The organism is Paraburkholderia sp. 22099, assembly GCF_052045835.1.
GTDB lineage: Bacteria > Pseudomonadota > Gammaproteobacteria > Burkholderiales > Burkholderiaceae > Paraburkholderia > Paraburkholderia terricola.
Map to the genome: position 1 here is coordinate 1 of NZ_JBQEPU010000048.1, position 18,881 is coordinate 18,881.

At 65.4% G+C, this 18,881-nt stretch carries 15 protein-coding genes; all 15 read left to right on the forward strand.

The window, feature by feature from the left end:
* Positions 1-348 precede the first annotated feature (348 nt).
* The 15 genes from ACTJLC_RS29705 (at position 349) to ACTJLC_RS29775 (ending at position 18,834) form a co-directional block, all read left to right on the forward strand.
* Complete coding sequence (locus tag ACTJLC_RS29705; RefSeq protein WP_310128229.1) at positions 349-630, forward strand: 2Fe-2S iron-sulfur cluster-binding protein; 282 nt, start codon at positions 349-351, stop codon at positions 628-630.
* Positions 631-692: 62 nt separating this feature from the next.
* The gene (locus ACTJLC_RS29710; RefSeq protein ID WP_114164272.1) at positions 693-1,445 is read left to right on the forward strand and encodes a hypothetical protein; all 753 of its coding nucleotides are present in this window, start codon (positions 693-695) and stop codon (positions 1,443-1,445) included.
* Between the two features lie 21 nt (positions 1,446-1,466).
* The gene (locus ACTJLC_RS29715) at positions 1,467-2,810 is read left to right on the forward strand and encodes an ATP-grasp domain-containing protein (RefSeq protein WP_310118025.1); all 1,344 of its coding nucleotides are present in this window, start codon (positions 1,467-1,469) and stop codon (positions 2,808-2,810) included.
* 2 nt (positions 2,811-2,812) lie between these two features.
* The gene (locus ACTJLC_RS29720; protein WP_154872593.1) at positions 2,813-4,153 is read left to right on the forward strand and encodes an ATP-grasp domain-containing protein; all 1,341 of its coding nucleotides are present in this window, start codon (positions 2,813-2,815) and stop codon (positions 4,151-4,153) included.
* 11 nt (positions 4,154-4,164) lie between these two features.
* Complete coding sequence (locus ACTJLC_RS29725; protein ID WP_073427334.1) at positions 4,165-5,451, forward strand: ATP-grasp domain-containing protein; 1,287 nt, start codon at positions 4,165-4,167, stop codon at positions 5,449-5,451.
* A 58-nt stretch (positions 5,452-5,509) separates the two neighbouring features.
* Positions 5,510-6,409, forward strand: coding sequence for an iron-containing redox enzyme family protein (locus tag ACTJLC_RS29730; RefSeq protein ID WP_073427335.1), 900 nt, complete (start codon positions 5,510-5,512; stop codon positions 6,407-6,409).
* 49 nt (positions 6,410-6,458) lie between these two features.
* A complete protein-coding gene (locus tag ACTJLC_RS29735) occupies positions 6,459-7,865 on the forward strand; it encodes a pyridoxal phosphate-dependent decarboxylase family protein (protein WP_083081165.1) in 1,407 nt (468 codons plus the stop codon).
* 51 nt (positions 7,866-7,916) lie between these two features.
* Positions 7,917-9,695: a carbamoyltransferase family protein gene (locus ACTJLC_RS29740; RefSeq protein ID WP_310318428.1), complete on the forward strand. Its 1,779-nt coding sequence runs from the start codon at positions 7,917-7,919 to the stop codon at positions 9,693-9,695.
* 48 nt (positions 9,696-9,743) lie between these two features.
* Complete coding sequence (locus ACTJLC_RS29745; protein ID WP_440846080.1) at positions 9,744-11,057, forward strand: hypothetical protein; 1,314 nt, start codon at positions 9,744-9,746, stop codon at positions 11,055-11,057.
* 102 nt (positions 11,058-11,159) lie between these two features.
* Positions 11,160-13,250: a hypothetical protein gene (locus ACTJLC_RS29750; RefSeq protein WP_310318434.1), complete on the forward strand. Its 2,091-nt coding sequence runs from the start codon at positions 11,160-11,162 to the stop codon at positions 13,248-13,250.
* Between the two features lie 35 nt (positions 13,251-13,285).
* Positions 13,286-14,026 (forward strand): SDR family NAD(P)-dependent oxidoreductase, encoded by a 741-nt coding sequence (locus ACTJLC_RS29755; RefSeq protein WP_073427340.1) that lies wholly within the window; start codon positions 13,286-13,288, stop codon positions 14,024-14,026.
* Positions 14,027-14,261: 235 nt separating this feature from the next.
* Positions 14,262-14,663, forward strand: coding sequence for a rhodanese-like domain-containing protein (locus ACTJLC_RS29760; protein ID WP_310318438.1), 402 nt, complete (start codon positions 14,262-14,264; stop codon positions 14,661-14,663).
* Between the two features lie 116 nt (positions 14,664-14,779).
* Entirely contained in the window at positions 14,780-15,745 is a 966-nt protein-coding gene (gene ftrA / locus ACTJLC_RS29765; protein ID WP_244745413.1) for a transcriptional regulator FtrA, read from the forward strand.
* Between the two features lie 225 nt (positions 15,746-15,970).
* On the forward strand, positions 15,971-17,185 hold the full coding sequence (locus tag ACTJLC_RS29770; protein WP_310318442.1) for a DUF2252 domain-containing protein: 1,215 nt from the start codon (positions 15,971-15,973) through the stop codon (positions 17,183-17,185).
* 233 nt (positions 17,186-17,418) lie between these two features.
* A complete protein-coding gene (locus ACTJLC_RS29775; RefSeq protein ID WP_310318445.1) occupies positions 17,419-18,834 on the forward strand; it encodes a GH1 family beta-glucosidase in 1,416 nt (471 codons plus the stop codon).
* Positions 18,835-18,881 lie beyond the last annotated feature (47 nt).

Sequence of the window (18,881 nt, forward strand, 5' to 3'; positions counted from 1 at the left end):
CCAGTGAGAGTTTTTGGCGTGCGCTCGTTTTGCACTGGCCGGGTAGCCAGGTATTCGCGCATGCATAAAGGCGCCATTGCACCGGATTCGCTGCTTCAATATTATTTCCGCGCTATGAAGTAGTTACATACCAGAAGCCGAAAAAACGGAGCTATCGAAGTCTGGTTTTCGATAAAAAGGTATTTGCAGGAACGTCGATTAAAATAGTTGCAAGTTGAAACCTCAACATCTATATTGTGAACCGTTGTCCTGGAGAAGATCGTTGCCAGCACGTAGTTACTAAAACTGAATAAAACGTTTTGCTGTCGCTCAAACTAGATCGGGGTGGCCATGTGCATCGTGAAGCTCATGCCTCAGGGCATTGAAGTCGCATTGCCGGCGGGGAGTCCGTTGACCGAACTCGAATTCGAGTTGTACGGCCAGGAATCTATTCCGTTCGGCTGTAAAGCCGGCGTGTGCGGCGCGTGTGTCATTGAAGTGCAGGAAGGTCTGAATCATCTCGGCAATAAAGGCAAGGACGAAAAGACTTTCCTCGAATCTCTAGGTTATCCGGGCGAGATATTCAGATTGGCATGTCAGTGCCGTGTCAGCGGAGCGGTAATCATCAAAGTCGCGGATTCACAGGTTTAACCCATTCCCGTAACACCTCTTTTTGCGTAGTTATTTCATTATCATCTTTCAAGGAATGAGCCATGAGTAATCGCGTTAAAAATGTCGGCTTAAAAGATCGCATTCCGTTCATTAATGCGGAAAGATCACTCCAGCTGCGTAAGCAAATCGATGCCATTATCGACGGGCAGATCGAGAACTGGTATGAAACCGTGCCGTATGCCGCCCATCTGGAAGGAAAGAAAATCGACTCCGATTATTATCAGCGTCACCTGATCGAAACCGCCTGGCGGATTCGCCTGTTGCGGGTGGTCGAGTCGAAAACACTCGCCGAAGTCGCCAAGCAGAGCCCGGAGGCGGCGCAAATCTGGGCGAATTACGAGCGCGAGGAGATGTTGCACGACGAGCTGTTCGTTCAGGACCTCGAACGCGCCGGTGTCCCCCGCGAGCAGTTTCTCGCGACCGAACCGTATCTGTCGACCAAGCTGCTCAGCGGCTACTTCTCGTATCTGCTTGATCACGAGGGCCCGCTCGGCGTGATCGCCTATTCGTATCTGGTCGAGTACGTCAACGTGAAGCTCGAGCCGCGCAAGCTCAAGGCGCTCAAGGAGTCGGTGGGCGAAACGAACATCACGGGCCAGATTGCGCATTCGCATACCGACATCAACGACGATCATCCCGGTGAAGTCTGGCAGGCGATCCGCTATCTGCTGCGCAGCGATGACGACATCGACTCGCTCAAGCGCTACCTGCGCGAGCACCAGACCGTCCTCGCGCTCTACTTCAAGGAACTCTACGAAGACAAAATTCTGCCGACGCTCAAGGCGGCGGCCTGACCAATCAGGGGAGACGAGGCGATGTCGTCCGATGGCGTTTTAATTCTGAGTCACTGCGGCTTTTCGTTCGCGGAGGACCTGATCGCGGCGATCAAGGCGCGCGGCCTGCTTCCGTTCGTGCTGAGTTCGCGGCCCGTGCCGGAGCACGGGGAACAGCGGCTGCAAACACTGCGCGATCATGCGGCGGCGGTCTTCGCGACCGATTCGCATGTGTTGCGGATGGAGGACGTCGAAGACGCCGTCGCCTCGTTGCGCGCGGCGGGCCAAACGGTGCTTGCCTGCATCAGCGTGTGGGAAGGCTACCGTCCGCTCATGGCCGAGGCCAACAGCCGGCTCGGCGTGAGCGATCTTTCCGCGCAGCGGATCGAGTTTCTGCGCGACAAGCATGCCGTGCGCAACGCGCTCCATCACGCCGGGCTTTCGCGGGTCACGGCGCGGCGCGTGACGCCAGCCGTGCTCGATGAATTGCGGCGCGACGCGCAGGCATGGTTCATCAAGCCGGTGCGAGGCATCGCGTCCTACGGTGCGTTCCGGCTCTCGCCCGACACCACATGGGCCACGCTCGAGGCGATCGGCGAGCATGCGCGGGCCGACACGGTCTACGCTTCGGCGCTCGGCGAGCACGTCGAGTTCATCGCCGAAGGCTATCTCGCGGGCACCGAATTCAGCTTCGAACTGCTGGTCTCGCACGGCAAGCCGTTCGTGCTCGGCGTCCACGAAAAGTGCGAACTGACCGAAGCCAACGGCACGGTGCTCGAAGACAGTTGCACGAGCCCGCCGGCATCGCTTGCCGCGGGCGATCTCGCGAGCGGCCTCGACTGGCTGCGCGCCGTATTCGAGCAACTCGAACTCGGCAGCGGCTGCTTTCATGTCGAAGCGCGCTTTGACGGCGCGCGCTGGGATCTCATCGAGATCAATCCCCGGGTGGGCGGCAGCCTCATCTCGCACAGCGTGAAGGCGCTCAACGAGGAAGCCGGCATGCTCGAACTCTGGCTGGACCTGCTGCTGGAGCAAAGCGGCGGTACGCAGCACCGTGCGTTTGCCGAACGCCTGCAACGCCTCGCCTACACCGCCGACGGCACGCCGCCGAGCGAGCTCGCCACGTTCTTTCGCGTCTACTTCGCGACGCCCGGCGAGATCGAACGCATCGAGACACGCACCGACGGCCGCCGCCCGTTGATCGCGCAAATCCTGCTCAAGCCCGGCGACGTCGTGCCGGCCACGCCACGCGAAGCGTTCCTCGGTCAACTGCTTTGGCGCATGACGCGCGCCGAGCGTGACGCGGCGCTTCCCGACCTGCTCGCGGCCTCCGTCACCGCGCTCGACGTGCACTACAGAACGACAACGCCTGCATTGGAGACCTGATCGTGAACGCTAACCGACCGCTGCTGCTGATCGTCGACTACAACCTGACCCGCGTGGCCGATGTCGCGCACATCGCGTCTTACGCACGCCAGCGGTATGGCGCGGAGATCGCGCTGATCCGCGCGAATCCGACCGAGCGGGACTCGCTGCTGTGCGAATACCTGATCGACCTCGATCCGCTCGCACCGAATTTCGTCGACGAGGCGCTCTACTATCTGAAGTCGTGGCGCGAACGCCTGCGCGCCGGCATGGTGTTCTCCGACAACGCGGTGCAAAGCGGTGCGGCGCTTCTCGAACGGCTCGGCCTGGTCGTCGATTCGGCGGCGCTCGCCGCCAACGCGTACAGCAAACGCGATTACCGGGTGTGCGAGGCGCGCGTGCGCGATCTGCTCGAAGCGCAAGGCATGCTGGTGCCCGATTGCGTCGAAGTGCACGACGTCGACGACCTGGGCCGCTTCGCTAGCGCGCACGAGGGCGGCTTCGTGGTCAAGCCTTCGTGCGAGGGCAACAATCGCGGCGTCGTGATCGTGGCGCCGGGCGACAGCCTCGACGCCGCGTTCGCGGCAGTCGCGCCGTACCTGGAGCGCGGCGCGATCTGCGAATCGTTCATTTCGTTTGCGCGTGAGTTTTCGTTCGACGGCGTGGGCGCCACGCACTTCATCACCGAGAAGGTGAGCGCGCAAGGCCGCTATCCGGTCGAGGTCGCGCAAATTCTGCCCGCGCGTCTCACCGCCGCCGAACAGGCGACGCTCGTGCGGGCGGGGCGGGTCGCGAATCTGCTCGTGGGCCAATTGCGCGGTCCCTTTCACAACGAGATCAAGCTCGACGACACGGGCTTGCGCGCCGCGGTGGTCGAACCGAATCGCCGCCCCGCCGGCATGAAGATCTGGACGATCGCGCGGGAAGTCTATGAGATCGACTTCTACGCGCTGTGGGTCGACGCGGCCTTCGGCGTCGTGCGTGAGCCGGCGCTCGTCAGCGCCGGCCGACAGGCGGCGACCGTCATGCTCGGCGTGCCCGCGGACGGCCGGCTCACCCCGCCCGACGCCGACGAAGGCGCCGAACTTTTCGACCGCGCACTCGCTCGCGCCGCCGCGCTGCTGGGCACGGACGCGCTGCGGCGCGTCGAGTTCGGCTGGCTCTCCGAAACCGCGCGCTTCATTCCCGCCCTGCCGCGCGATAACGCGGACTTCGCCGCACAGGCCTGCTTCGCGCTGGAAAGCGACGTGCACGACATGCGCAGCGTGGTCGCCACGGTACGCGCGGTCTGGTTGTCGGTGCTCGCCGAGGCGTGCCACATCTTCGAGCCGGCGAACGCAGCCGCGTCGCTCGCCATCGCGTGAACGGAGAGATCATGAAGATTCTTGTCCTGCATCGCGTGCCCTATCCGCGTATCGAATACGCGCGCGGCATCGATCACGAACAGCACGACGTGACTTACCTCGGCGTCGCCGATCTGCTCGCGACGCTGCCCGCCGATCTGCGTTGCGAACGCGTCGAGCGTCCCGTTGAACTCGGTCCGTTTGAGGCGGCGCACGCGTGGATCACGCGCACGGCGCGTCCGGTCGATCGCGTGATCGCGCTGTCGGAATACGACCTGGTCGACGCCGCGCGGTTGCGCGAATGGCTCGGCATACCCGGTGCGACGCTCGAACAGGTGCGTCTGGTACGCGACAAGGTGGTGATGAAGGAGGCCGTGCGCGCGGCGGGTCTGCGCGTGCCGCGCTTCATCGGCTTAGCCGGGTTTCTGCATGAGCCGGCCGGCACACCCTGGCGCGCGCGCACCGTGCTCAAGCCGTTGAGCGGCGCATCGAGCGAAGACGTCGTTATCTTCGAGACGCCGGCGGCCGCTGCCGCCGCGATCTCCGCGCGCCGCTGCGGCGTGGCGCGTCTCGACGCGCCGGAGCCGGCGATCGATGGCTACGAAGTCGAGGAATTCGTCGACGGCGACATCGTGCATTTCGACGGACTCGTCGCCAATCGCGAGGTGCTCACGCTCACGGCGAGCCGTTACATCGGCACCTGCCTCGGCTATGCGAAAGGACAGCCGCTCGGCTCGTATCACTTTCCCGTGTCGGCACGGATTCGCGACTGGGTCGTGGCCGCGCTCGCGGCGGTCGGCATCCGCCAGGGCAGCTTTCATCTGGAGGCCATCGAGGACGGCGACGAACTCGTGTTCCTCGAAGTCGGCAATCGGGTAGGGGGCGCCGACGTCGTGGCGACTTTCGAATACGCGACGGGCGTCCATCTGCCGTCGGAGGAACTGCGCATTCTGCTCGAGGGCAAGCCTTCGCGCGCGCTGCCGCCGACGCAGCCGCGGACCCAGGCGCGCTGGCACGGCTGGTTCGTATTTCCCGGCCACACGCTTGCGGGGACCACGTACGAGGATATCGGGGGCATCGCGAGGTTTCGCGGCGACCCGGCGCTCGTGCGCTGGCTCGAGTTGCCCGCGGGCGCCGCGCTGCCGCGGCGAGTCACCTACTCGGCGAACGAGGCGCCGCTCGCCGGGATCGTGGCGTACGGCAGTTGGCAGGGTACGCGCGACTGGATCGACGCCCTGTTCGCCGCGGCCACCCAGATGCGTGAACCGGCGCCGCCCGTTTGCGCCTGGCCGCACGCCGTACCCGCCGTACTGCAATGAGCGCGCGGCGCCTCGCGGCGTCCGCGCATCCCACGATCGACACAATGGAGAAACGACTGTGACCACGCAACAGCAATTGCCCGTGACGCCCGATCCGAATTCCCTGGCTGGCCAGATGGAACTGAACGCGTTCTATCTGCGCGAACTCGCGCCGCCGAGCGCGCCCGAGACCGTGCCGCTCGCCGCCGACTACGCCCGCATCCTCGGTTTGGAAACTGCCTGGAGCGACTACGAGGCCGCGCGCATCGTGCTCGACGACGTGCCCGCGAACGCGGAGCAGTTCGAGGAGTGGTACGTCACGCTGCGCAACACGCATCGCAAGGAAGTCGCGCCGTTCTTCGACTTCCTCGCGGAAGAAGCATCGCTGCCGCAGTTGTCGCTTTTCGTGAGCCTCGAAGCGCAGGTGGACGGCCGCTTCGACGACATCATCGCGCTCTCGCAACTCGGCATGGACGGCGACATGAAGCTCGCGCTCGCCGAGAACTACTGGGACGAAATGGGCCTTGGCAAGCTCGACGAAATGCACACGCGCACGTTCATGCGGGCGTCGCCGTTCTTTCGCGCCCAACTGGGCGAGCTCGACCTGGAGGCGGAAATGCCGGTCGCGGCGCTCAAGAACGGCAACCTGCTGCTGCTGTATGCGTTGCGCCGCCAGCACGTGGGGCGCCTGCTCGGAGCGCTGACGCTGCTCGAGCAGACCGTGCCGTACCGCTTCACGCGCATGCTGCGCGGCATGCATCGTCACGATGTGCCGAGGGAATTCCGTTACTACCACGAGCTGCACGTGCCGGTGGACGCCAATCACGGCAAGCAACTGGTCGAGCGCGTGCTGCTGCCGCTCGCGCGCAACAACCCACGCGTGATCCGCGATCTCTGCGAAGGCTGCCTGATCCGCTACCAGATCGAGAAGGAATATTACGCAGGCGCGCGCGACGTGATGGATCGCCGGCTGCACTGACCCGATCGAACGCCACGCATTTCTTCCAGTCAACCTCGACGATCTCTCCATGCACTCGACACTTGCTTCCGACCTCGCCAACTTCGACGCGCTGCTGGAGCGCACGCGCCGCCATGCCGTGGCGGCGCTCGCCTCTCTCGACGACCGCCCGGCCGCGCTCGCGCCGCCGCCCGCCACGTTGCGCGCCTTGCCCGAGGAAGGCGCCGGATTGGCGGGCGCGCTGGAAGAATTCGTCGCGCGCTGGAGCGCGGGCTTTTCCGGCAGCGCCGGCCCGCGCTACCTCGGCTTCGTGACGGGCGGCGCCACACCGGCCTCGCTCGCGGGCGACTGGCTCACCGGCGTCTACGATCAGAATCCGACCGCCGGCATCGACAGCGCCGCACCGGATCTCGAGCGCGAAACCATTGCGCGGTTGCGCGAGCTGTTCGGTCTGAGCGAGGCGCAGCAGGGCGTGTTCGTCACGGGCGCGACGATGTCGAATCTGGTGGGTCTCGCGCTCGGCCGCGAATGGCTCGGCGAGCGCAACGGCGTGAACGTTTCCGAGCAAGGCGTGGGCGCGCTCGGCGCGGTGCGCGTGCTGGCCGCGACGCCGCATTCGAGCGTGTACAAGGCGCTCTCCGTGCTGGGCATCGGCCGGCAGGCGGTGCGCAAGGTGCCGACGCTCGCGGGCCGCGAAGCGATCGACCTCGTTGCGCTCGAAGCGGCGCTGGCCGAGTCCGAGGGCGTGCCCGTCATCGTGGTGGCGAGCGCGGGAACCGTCAACACGGTGGATTTCGACGATCTGCAGGCGATCCACGCGCTCAAGGCGCGCTATCCGTTCTGGCTCCACGTCGACGCGGCGTTCGGCGCCTTCGCCGCGCTCGCGCCGGCGTATGCGCCGCTGGTCGCGGGGCTCGATGCGGCGGACTCGATCTGCATCGACCTGCACAAGTGGCTGAACGTGCCTTACGACGCCGCGGTGCAGTTCACGCGGCGCCGCGACCTGCAGGTGCGCGTGTTCCAGAACAGCGCCGCCTATCTCGGCATTCCCACCGACAACCCCGACTTCGTTCATCTCACGCCCGAGAATTCGCGGCGCTTGCGCGCGCTCGCGACGTGGTTCTCGCTCGCCGCGTATGGCCGCGCGGGGCACGCGGAGATCGTCGCGCGCAACATCGCGCTCGCGCAGTCTCTCGGTGCGCGTCTCGAAGGGCGGCGCGGTTTTCGCCTGCTGGCGCCGACGCGGCTGAACGTCGTTTGCTTCACGCTTGCCGCGAACGCGGACGAAGCGCGCATCAACGCCTATGTGCGCGCGGTGCGCGATCTGGGCGAGGTGTTCATCACGAGCACGGTCTACGCCGGCACGTGGGGACTACGCGTCGCGTTCACCAACTGGCGGACGGGCGAGGCCGACGTTGCGCGCATCTTCGACTCGCTGTGCAAGGCGCTCGATGCCGTCGAGGCATCCGGGCGCTAATGCCGCGCCGCGATTGACCGACTTTCCATTCCAACCAAAACTGGTGACTCCATGAGCATAATTGTTGGCGTGTCCGCGCATTACCACGACGCTGCGTGCTGCATCATCAAGGACGGCAAGCTGATCGCCGCCGCCGAGGAAGAGCGTTTTTCGAAGGTGAAGCACGACAGCAGCATTCCCACGGGCGCGTTCCGTTATTGCCTGCGAGAAGCGAACGCGACGATCGACGACGTCGATTGCATCGCCTATTACGAGGACCCGTACAAGAAGGCCTCGCGCCAGATCGCGACCAACGTGCTGGATCTGCTGCAGAACCCGAAGCGCCGCTTCAGGATCGATCCCGCCCGTCCCGAACGCGACATTCGCCAGAGCCTCGGCTTCAACGGCCGGATCGAATATGTCGATCACCATCTGTCGCACGCGGCCAGCGCATTCTTCTACTCCGGTTTCGCCGACGCGGCGCTGCTGACCGTCGACGGCGTCGGCGAATGGGCGACCACCACCTACGGCCGCGGCGCCGACGCGCACATCGAACTGTTCGAGGAAGTGTCGTTCCCGGACTCGCTGGGCCTGCTCTACAGCACGATCACGGCCTACCTCGGCTTCGATGTGAACGACGCCGAATACAAGGTGATGGGACTCGCGCCCTACGGCCGGCCGCTCTATGTCGAACAGATGCGGCGTCTGCTCGACGTGAACGAGCGCGGCCAGTACCGGCTCAACATGGAGTACTTCGATTTCCTCAATGGCGAGCGCATGTATTCCGAGCGCTTGCCGGAGCTGTTCGGCGCCGCGCCGCGCGAGGCGGAATCGGAGCTCGGCGTGTTCCACAAGGATCTCGCCGCGAGCCTGCAGCGCACGCTCGAAGACATTCTGCTCGAGAAGGCGCGCTATCTGCACGACGCGGTGCCCGTCGAGAATCTGTGCATGGCGGGCGGCGTCGCGCTCAATTGCGTCGCGAACGGCCGGATTCAGCGCGAAGGTCCGTTCGCCAGGCTTTTCGTGCAACCGGCCGCGAGCGACGCCGGCGGCTCGCTGGGCGCCGCGGCCGTCGCGCATGCACGGCTCACCGGGCGCCGTCCCGAGTTGAAGGCGCTGCCGCACGTGTATCTCGGCCCCGCCTATTCGAATGCCGAGATCCGTCAGACCGTCCGCGCGATTTTCCCGGATACCTCGATCGTCGACTGCACGGAGCGGCCCGAGGAACTGATCGCGCAAACCGCGCAGCGCCTCGCCGACGGCAAGGTGATCGGCTGGTTCCAGGGACGCATGGAGTTCGGACCGCGCGCGCTCGGTTCGCGCTCGATCATCGCGGACCCGCGCCGGCCGGAAATGCGCGACCGCATCAACGCGCTCGTGAAGATGCGCGAGGCGTTCCGTCCGTTCGCCCCTGCCGTGCTCGAAGACAAGGCCGCCGAACATTTCGAGCTCGATCATCCGTCGCCGTTCATGCTCGAAACGTGTCAGGTCATTTCGCCGCTTTCGCTGCCCGCCATCACGCATGTCGACGGCTCCGCGCGCGTGCAGACCGTCAGCGAACAGAGCAATCCGCGCTTTCACGCGCTGCTCGCCGAGTTCGACCGCCTGTCCGGCTGCCCGATCCTGCTGAACACCTCGTTCAACATGCGCGGCGACGCGATCGTGCTCGATCCGGTGGATGCCGTGTGGTGCTTTGTCGTGTCGGATATCGACGCACTCGTGATCGGCGATTACATCGTCGATCGCGGCTTCAAACTCGAGACCTGGAACAAGCTGAAGGAAATCTTCACCGCGCGCGCCGCGAAAAAGCGCGTCGCGCCGGAGTCGGTCAACGTCTACACGTTCCTGTGAGCGGGCGGCTCGCCCGCGCGTCGCGCTCCTGTCACTTCAGCGGCCACCATGTCCATTCAGATCCCGCCAGGCGATTGCCCTTGGGCCATTCGGCAAACGCAGTGCTTCGACAGCACGACGCACCGGTTCGTACGCCGCGACATCGAAATTGCGGGAGCGCGCATCCGGGCGGTCTTGCCGGCCGGCGCGTCGTCGCTCGCCGAGGGGCTCGATGGCGAACGTTATCTGTGTACGCCGGGCGTGGTCGGCATGGCGGCAGCCGGCGCCGCGCCGCCGCCGTTCGTGACGACGATGGGCTGGCAGTGCGCGCGCTTGCGTGATGTGCCGCCCGCGCGCGCCGGCGGGCCACGCGCAGTCGCGCTATTGAAGTTCGACGGCAGGCAACTCGAAGAGGTCAACAGCCTGCTCGAATGGTCGGGCGCGTCGGGGTGCGGCCGCTTCGACGGCGGCGGCGCTCATCCGGTCAAGGTGCTGCCGGTGCTCGCGAGCGCCAGCCTGCTGTCGGCGACGGAGCTCATGGAGGCGGCGAAATTCGCCCGCGCGATCGGCACGCGCATCGGCATCGCGCTCTGTGCCGATGCCGACGAAGCACGCGAATTTCGCAGCCGCTTCTACTGCTCGGAGAGCGCGCTGATTTCGTATTTGCTGCCGCAAGAGCCGCACGTCACGGTGTTCGGCGCGGCGCGCATCGACGCACGCGAGGCGCAGGCGTTCGCGCGCACGCTCTGCGCGGTCGCGCTGGGCGAGCCGGACGCCGAGCACCTGGGCCGCCGCTGGCGTCAGCATGCGCCGCTGTTCACGCAGCGCCGCGCCGCGCTGTTCGCGGGCACGAACGGCATCAACGGCACGAACGGCATCAACGGCACCAACGGCATCAACGGCATCAACGGCATCAACGGCATCAACGGCATCAACGGCATCAACGGCATCAACGGCATCAACGGCATCAACGGCACTAACGGCATCAACGGCATCAACGGCACGAACGGCACGAACGGCACGAACGGCACGAACGGCACCAACGGCACCAACGGCACCAACGGCACCAACGGCACCAACGGCGCGAGCGGGCGGCTGGCGCCGAACGCGGGCGCGGGGCAGCCCGACTACTACGCGGACGCGCTGACGCGCCATGCCGCCGCCGCGCTCGGTCTGCCCGACGTGGGCACGCTCGCGCCGGGCATGCGCGCGGACCTGTGTCTGTTCGAGCGCGACGGCGCGGACGAGCGCGGCGGCAGCGCGACTTTTCTCTCGCTGCTCGCGAGCCGCGCGCCGGCAGCCACGCTGGTTGACGGGCGACGCAGGCATGACGAGGCGCGCGCAAGTCCGGTACGCGCGCCGGTTCTCGCGGCGTGCGCGTGAGCGCGTCCGCTTCGCTGGTTTATCGACGGTTCGCACGGTTGTCGACGTAGAAGAAACGTAGGCGAGTTCACCTGTTCTCACACACTTGAGGAGCATCTCCAAATGTCAATCCATGCCACGCGGCAGGAATTGAGCGACCGGTTTGCCGCGTTGCTCAAGCAGGACAACGCGGCGCTGTCGGTGCTGCAATTGCTGAGCGAAAGCACACAGCGCGCGGACACGCACGGCCAGGATCACTGGTCCGGTCCGTTCGCGGCGCTCGCGGAAGATTTTGCGAGTCTCAGAGGGCAGGAACCGGGCGAGGCGCGTCGCACGCGCTCGGTCAGCATCTGGGAGGAGGAAGAGGGCACCGGCGAGTTCGTTCGCGCTCGCAAGCACATCGACCTGTGGCGCTTTTGCGCGGACGTGGAGCGCATCGGCAGAAAGGGTGCGAAAAAACGCATCGTGCTGCTGGGCGAGTCGGTTGCGCGCGGCTTCTTTTTCGACCCCGTGTACAGCCCGGCCAAGGTGCTGCGCGAACAGATCACGGCTGGCGCCGAGGCGGTTGAGGTCGTCGATCTCGCGCAGAGCAATTGCGATCCGTGGTGGCTCTCGCGTATCGCGGCTTCGGTGCATCTGCTGGAGCCGGACGCGGTCGTGGTGTTTGCCGGCAACAACTGGCGCGTGGGTGCGCTCGCCAACACGTCGACGGAATCGTTCGTCGCCGACGGCGAACTGATCGAGGAAAATCTCGGTTTCTCGAAGCTGCTGGACCGGCAGCTCGAAAGCCTCGAGCGTTTCGCGGGCCAGGTGGTCGAACAACTGACGTCCTCGCTTGCGCCACTGAATGTGCCGGTGACGTTCGTGATTCCCGAAATCAACGTGGCGGATTGGAGCAGCACGCCCGCCGGCGCGCTCGACGTGCCGCTCATGTCGCCCGACGACACGCGCGCCTGGGTTGCCGCCTGGCAGGACGCGACGGACAAGCTCGCGCACGGCGATTTCGCGGGCGCCGAGGCGGCCATCCTGATCGCGCGCGGGCTCGACGGCGGCACCTCGTCGGCGAGCCTCGACTTGCTGGCGCGCGCGCAGCGCGGTCTTCACAAGCGCAATCAGGAGATCTACCGCACGCTGCGCGAAAGCCGGGACATCATCGACGATACGCGCGTCGTTCCCGGCATCTTCGTGAACGTGGCCGAGGCGATACGGCGCCGCGCGCCGTCGTTCGGCGCGACGGTCGTCGATCTGCCGCAGATATTCGGCGATCGCTACGAGCACGAAATTCCGGGCCGCCGTCTGTATCTCGACTTCTGCCATCACACGTCGGAAGGCATGCGTGTCGCGATGGCGGCGGTCGCCCAGAAACTGCTGCCGGCGCTGTTCGGCAAGGACGCGCGCCTCGACGATCTCGTCGACGCGGCCTCGAAGCCCGCGCCGCAGCATGAGGCCTGGGCGCACCTGCTCGCCGGCATTCACAACGCGCACTGGGGCCAGGACGACGAGATCTGCAAGTATCACCTCGAGCGCGCGAAGCAATACGACCCGTCGATCGCGACCACCGGCGTGGCGCTTGTCCACGAGGCGTACCGGCACAAGACGCCGCCCGTCCTGTTGCCCGCGTTCGACCAGCTCGTGAAGAACGACATCGCCGAAGTCTGTCTGGTCGGTTACAGCCCGCTCGCACGCGGGATCATCAAGGAGCAGGCGCTGCTGGGCGCGATCGCGTCGGTGTTTCCCGAGTTCGCGGCGCAGTCGGTCGACCCCGACCTCTCGCTCGGCGAGGTCGCGCGGATCGATCTGCTGGAGTCGCATTGGGCCGAACTCACCGACCGCAACCGCTGGTATCGCCGCGCGTACTCCGCCGTCTACGGGCTCACGAGCGCGTATGCGTTTTCATGCAACGCGCCGCGCGATCTGTCCATAGAACTGACCGCGCGCATTCCGGGCGCGCGGGATGCGGGCACGATCGCTGTCGAACTCAATGGCCGGCGCGTGGGCGACGCGTTGCTCAACGACGAATGGCTCTCGCTGCGCGTGGCGGTGCCGGCCGAGATCGTGATCGATGGCGTCAACCAGTTGACCATCGCGTGGCCGAACGTGCTGCGCGAGGACATTCGGGCACGGCTGCGCGGCGATTTCGAGTCCCGGCAGAAGGTCGACATCCGCACGCAGTTCGGCCAGATTCACGCTTTGACAGTCGCGCTCGCCGCATGACCCGAGCGACGCCCAACCGGCAGACGGAGGACGGCATGAGCGAACCGGTATGCCTGATCACGGGCGTGGGAGCGGCAACCGGCGCGTCGATCGCGCGCCGGTTTGCCCGTGCCGGCTATCGCATCGCGATGCTGGCGCGCAATGGCGAGCGGCTGCGGCGCCTCGAGCACGAGATTGCGCACAGCGCGGCCTTCGTCTGCGATGTGGCGGATCTCGACGCGCTGGCGCGCACGCTCGAGGCGGTGCGCGAGACGCTCGGCAAGCCGTCGGTCGTTGTGCACAATGCGGTCTCGGAAACGTTCGCCACGTTTCTCGACGGCGACCCGGCTGCGCTCGAGCGCAACTTTCGCGTGAATACGACCGCGCTGCTGCATCTGGCGCGCGCGTGCGCGCCGGACATGGTCCTGGCGGGCGGCGGCGCGATCGTCGTGACGGGCAATACGGCGGCGCTGCGCGGCAAGCCGAACTACGCGCTGTTCGCGCCCAGCAAGGCCGCGCAGCGCGTGCTCGCCGAAGCGCTCGCACGCGAACTCGGACCGAAGCGGGTGCATGTCGGTTACCTGATGATCGACGCGGTAATCGACGCCGCGTGGCTCGGCGAAGACGGGCGCGTGCGGCCCGCATGGGGTGAGCCGCCGCCGGACTGGGCCTTTTCGCGCGACGAATATTTCGCGCATCCCGACGCCATTGCGGACGAGGTGTTTCATATCGCGCATCAGCATCCGTCCGCATGGTCCTTCGACTATACGATTCGACCGTTCGCGGAGAAGTGGTGAGCAGCGGGAGCATGGGGAGACGCGAGCCTGGCTGCGCAAGGACGGCGGCGAACTCGAGATTGCACCGGGCAACATTCGGGCGCGGATTCGGAAGAAGGGCTTCTGAGCGTGTTGCCGAAAAACCGGTCATGGCAGCGTGGCGCGATGTTACTGGAATCTGTCAATTGCGCCACTGGTCGATCGTGCAGGGGAACGCGACAATGCGTTGCAACGATCCACGCACGAGGAGCCTGATATGTCCGCTGTCTCATCCATTCCCTTTGCCGATAGCGCCGCGGCGCTCGCCCATTTCAGCGCGTCGCTGACATTCGAAACCGATTGCGCCGACGTCCACGCGGCACTCGGCAGCGATGACCCGCGCTCGGTCGATTTCGTGCTGCTCGACGTGCGCAGTCCCGCGCATTTCTCGCGCGGACATGTGCCAGGCGCAGTGAATCTGCCGCACGGCAAGATCGTGGCGTCGAAGCTCGCCGGGTATCCGCCCGATACGCTTTTCGTCACCTATTGCGCGGGCCCTCACTGCAATGGAGCAACGCGCGCCGCAATCCGGCTCGCCCAGCTCGGCCGCCCGGTCAAGATCATGATCGGCGGCATGACAGGCTGGCTCGACGAGGGTTTTGCTGTCAAGGGAACCTGATTACGTCGTGCGCGGCTTATTACCACGGGTCTTTTATCGTGAGCGGGAAACAGCGGTGTCTCCATCCGGTGCGCTGGATAACTGGCGTAATCGCCGATCTTCGGTAACATCGCGTCATGCACAATCATCTCGTCGTCGCGCTGGCTTACGACCGGCTTTGCACATTCGAATTCGGCTGCGTGACCGAGTTGTTCGCGCTCGAGCGCCCCGAACTCGGCGTCGACTGGTATCGCTTCGCGGCATGCGCGAGCGAACCCGGCCCGATTCGCGCGGCGGGCGGCATCACCATCGCCGCGCCGTACACGCTCAGGTTGCTGGATCGCGCCGACACGATCGTCATTCCGGGCTGGCGCGATGCGGACGAAGTGCCGCCCGAACCGCTCCTCAAGAAGATTCGCGCCGCGTATCGACGCGGCGCGCGTCTTTGCTCGATCTGCTCCGGCGTGTTCGTGCTGGCGGCGGCGGGCGTGCTCGATGGCAAGACCGTCACCACGCACTGGCTCTACGCTGAACGATTGCAGCAGCGCTATCCGCAACTGCGTGTGCAGCCGGACGCGCTCTATGTCGACGAAGGGCAAATCATCACGTCGGCGGGATCGGCGGCCGGACTCGACATGCTGCTGCATCTGGTGCGGCGCGATCACGGCAGCGCGGTGGCGAACCGGGTCGCGCAGCGGCTCGTGGTGCCGCCGCATCGCGAGGGCGGCCAGGCGCAGTTCGTGCCGCGGCCGATGCCGCAAGACGAAAGCGGACGTCTCGCCAAACTGATGGACTGGGTGCGCAGTCATCCCGCCTTGCCGCATACACTGCGCTCGCTGGCAGAACGGGCCGCGATGAGCCCACGCACATTGCAACGGCAGTTTCGCGACGCCACCGGCATGGCGCCGTACGAATGGCTGCTGCGCGAGCGCGTGGCGATGGCCCGCGAACTGCTCGAAGCGCCGGCCCCGTTGGCGATGTCGCGTGTGGCCGAACTCGCCGGCTTCGGCTCCGAGGAATCGCTGCGGCGGCATTTTCGGCGCATCGCGCTGACGAGCCCCGGCGCATATCGCAAGAAGTTCGGCGTGCAGGAGCCGGCGTAGAAACGCATCGGCGCAAACGCGGGCGGCAGGCGCGCGCCGCCGTTTTATAAACACGACGACAAGCGCCTGCTCGAATCGCGGCTCAGCGCGCCCGAAACGCTCGACACGCTCGCGCATGATCCCGTGAGGCTTGCGGTTTCGGCTTCAACGTGAGCGCACGGGCGTTACTATCGGACGACCGGTCCCTGAGCGCCGACACGCCGCCTTTTTTTGGGGAAACAACTTATGCCAGATGTCGCGCAGATCATCTCCGCCTTCAATGCCGGCCGCGACCCCGAACGACTCGCGATGAAATACAAAGCCATGCGCGGCTCGCCGTTCGTGTTTCTGCGTGGCACCTGTCATCTGTTTTACGAACGCCTGCCGCGCGACAAGGTGCTCGACGACGCGCCGCCGGTTTGGATTTGCGGCGACATGCATCTGGAAAATTTCGGCAGTTACAAGGCCGACAACCGCCTGATCTATTTCGACAACAACGATTTCGACGAAGCCTGCCTGGCGCCGTGTTCTTACGAACTGGTGCGACTGTTGACGAGCGTGCTGGTCGGCGCAAGCGCGCTCAAGCTGAGCCGCGCGCAGGCGCTCGCGCTTTGCCACACCGCGGTGGATGCTTACGGCGCGGCGCTCGCCTTCGGCAAAGCGCGCTGGATCGAAACCGAAACCGCGGTCGGCATGGTGCGCGATCTGTTCGACGGGCTGGCAAGCCGCACGCGCATCGCGCATCTGGACCGGCGCACCACGCTCAAAAGCAAAGCCCGCATGCTGAAAGTGGACGGCAAGAAAGCGCTGCCGGTGAGCGACGAGCGGCGCGCCGCCGTCACCGGGTTCATGAACCGGTTCGCGGCGAGTGAGGCCAATCCCGACTTCTATCGCATTCTCGACGTGGCGCGGCGAATCGCGGGTACGGGAAGCCTCGGCGTGGATCGCTACGTGATTCTCGTCGAGGGCAAGGGCTCGCCGGACGGCAACTATCTGATCGATCTGAAGGAGGCGCTGCCTTCCTCGGTGGCGCCGCACGTGGGCACGCCGCAGCCGAAGTGGCAGAGCGAGGCGGAACGCGTCGTGGACATTCAGCGGCGCAATCAGGCGGTTTCGCAGGCGTTCCTGCATGCGGTGGACTTCAATCAGCGATCGTATGTGTTGCGCAGCCTGCAACCGTCCGAGGACCGCGTTGCCTTGAGCGACTGGGACGGCAAGTTGTCCAGGCTGGAGGCGGTGATCAACAGCATGGCCGAACTGAGCGCGTGGGCGCATCTGCGCAGCGGCGGCCGGCAGAAGTCGTCGATCGCCGATGACCTGATCGCCTTCGGCAATCGCCGGGACTGGCAAGTGCCGCTGATCGAACTTGCGACACAATGCGCGGCGCAGGTGGCCGCCGACTGGAAAACGTATAGCGAAGCCTACGATCGCGGCGCGTTCGACTTGCCGGTAAAGGCCTGAACTTCATCAGCAACGCTGTTCGCCTGACGCGGCGCGCGGCCTTTCGACTGGGCGGCGAATCACGTTCCGCTCGCGCATTCGCGCGTCGTTCAGGCCTCTCGCAATGCACGGCGCATCCCGGCGCCGCGCATGCCAGCATCGCTCCAGACAAACCCTGATTGCTGCGTGGAATCCGCCGCTGCTATCGTTCGCTGGTCCTTGTGGAAGCGCTTCCACTCCTATCAGGAGGATCCGTGGATAACGACGCATTCGCTGTATCCGACGCACGCTCCCCTCAATCTCTCGCCGATCCCTTTACGCCGCCCGCGGACTCGTCGCTATGGCGCAAGAATTTTCTGCTCGGCGCCGCCACCGCGTCGTATCAGATCGAGGGCGCGGTGAACGAGGACGGCCGCTTGCCATCCATCTGGGACACGTTTTCGGCCACGCCCGGCAAGGTGCTCGCGGGCGACACCGGCGCCGTGGCCTGCGATCACTATCATCGCTGGGAAGCGGATGTCGACCTGCTGGCGAGTCTGGGCCTCGAAGCTTATCGGCTCTCGATTGCCTGGCCGCGCGTGATGGACGCGGCAGGCGCGCCGAACCGCAAGGGACTCGACTTCTACAAACGCCTGCTCGGGCGCTTGAAAGAGAAGGGCATCAAGACCTTCGTCACGCTGTATCACTGGGACTTGCCGCAGCATCTCGAAGATCGCGGCGGCTGGCTCAATCGCGATACCGCCTACCGTTTCGCCGATTACGCCGACCTGATGAGCCGCGAACTCGCCGGCACGGTCGACGCGTGGGCAACGCTCAACGAGCCGTGGTGCTCGGCCTATCTCGGCTACGGCAACGGCCATCACGCGCCGGGTCTCGCGAACACGCGCTTCGCGACTCAGGCGATGCATCATCTGCTGCTTGCGCACGGTCTTGCGATACCTGTGCTGCGCGCCAACGATCCGGCCTCGCAAAAGGGCATTGTCGCGAACATCGGACGAGGCACGGCCAATAGCGAGCGCGCCGCCGATCAACGCGCCGCGCATCTGTTCGAAGTGCAGCACAACGCCTGGATTCTCGATCCGCTGCTCAAGGGCGCGTATCCGCAAGGCCTGTTCGAGTTGTGGCCGGGCACCGAGCCGCTGGTGCTCGACGGCGACATGCGGACCATCGCCGCGCCGCTGGATTTTCTCGGCATCAACTATTACTTCCGCACCAATGTCGCGAGTGACGGCGCGCATGGGTTCAAGGAGGTGCCGCTCGAAGGCGTCGAGCGCACGCAGATGGGCTGGGAGGTGTATCCCGACGGCTTGCGCGATCTGCTGACCGGTTTCAGGCGCACGTATCGGAATCTGCCGCCGATCTACATCACCGAAAACGGCATGGCCTCGGACGACAAGGTGATCGACGGCCGCGTCGATGACGCGCAGCGCGTCTCGTTCCTCAAGCGCCATCTCGCCGCGGTCGATGAAGCGATCAAGGCCGGCGTGGACATTCGCGGCTATTTTCTGTGGTCGCTGATGGACAACTTCGAATGGGCGTTCGGATACGAGCGGCGCTTCGGGATCGTGCACGTCGATTACGCCACGCAGAAACGCACCGTTAAACGCAGCGCCGAGCTGGTGTCCAGGTTCCTGAAGGAGCGAGCGCACGTCAACAACGCGGGTCTATAAAGCGCGTCTATAAAGCGGATGAAGCCGGTCCGCATGTCGACCCGAAA

Bases quoted from the DNA above. Each gene is read 5' to 3' on its own strand.
- ACTJLC_RS29715 (WP_310118025.1), top strand. From the start codon at position 1,467: ATGTCGTCCGATGGCGTTTTAATTCTGAGTCACTGCGGCTTTTCGTTC.
- ftrA (WP_244745413.1), top strand. From the start codon at position 14,780: ATGCACAATCATCTCGTCGTCGCGCTGGCTTACGACCGGCTTTGCACA.
- ACTJLC_RS29760 (WP_310318438.1), top strand. From the start codon at position 14,262: ATGTCCGCTGTCTCATCCATTCCCTTTGCCGATAGCGCCGCGGCGCTC.
- ACTJLC_RS29745 (WP_440846080.1), top strand. From the start codon at position 9,744: ATGTCCATTCAGATCCCGCCAGGCGATTGCCCTTGGGCCATTCGGCAA.
- ACTJLC_RS29770 (WP_310318442.1), top strand. From the start codon at position 15,971: ATGCCAGATGTCGCGCAGATCATCTCCGCCTTCAATGCCGGCCGCGAC.
- ACTJLC_RS29710 (WP_114164272.1), top strand. From the start codon at position 693: ATGAGTAATCGCGTTAAAAATGTCGGCTTAAAAGATCGCATTCCGTTC.
- ACTJLC_RS29755 (WP_073427340.1), top strand. From the start codon at position 13,286: ATGAGCGAACCGGTATGCCTGATCACGGGCGTGGGAGCGGCAACCGGC.
- ACTJLC_RS29735 (WP_083081165.1), top strand. From the start codon at position 6,459: ATGCACTCGACACTTGCTTCCGACCTCGCCAACTTCGACGCGCTGCTG.
- ACTJLC_RS29740 (WP_310318428.1), top strand. From the start codon at position 7,917: ATGAGCATAATTGTTGGCGTGTCCGCGCATTACCACGACGCTGCGTGC.
- ACTJLC_RS29725 (WP_073427334.1), top strand. From the start codon at position 4,165: ATGAAGATTCTTGTCCTGCATCGCGTGCCCTATCCGCGTATCGAATAC.
- ACTJLC_RS29705 (WP_310128229.1), top strand. From the start codon at position 349: ATGCCTCAGGGCATTGAAGTCGCATTGCCGGCGGGGAGTCCGTTGACC.
- ACTJLC_RS29750 (WP_310318434.1), top strand. From the start codon at position 11,160: ATGTCAATCCATGCCACGCGGCAGGAATTGAGCGACCGGTTTGCCGCG.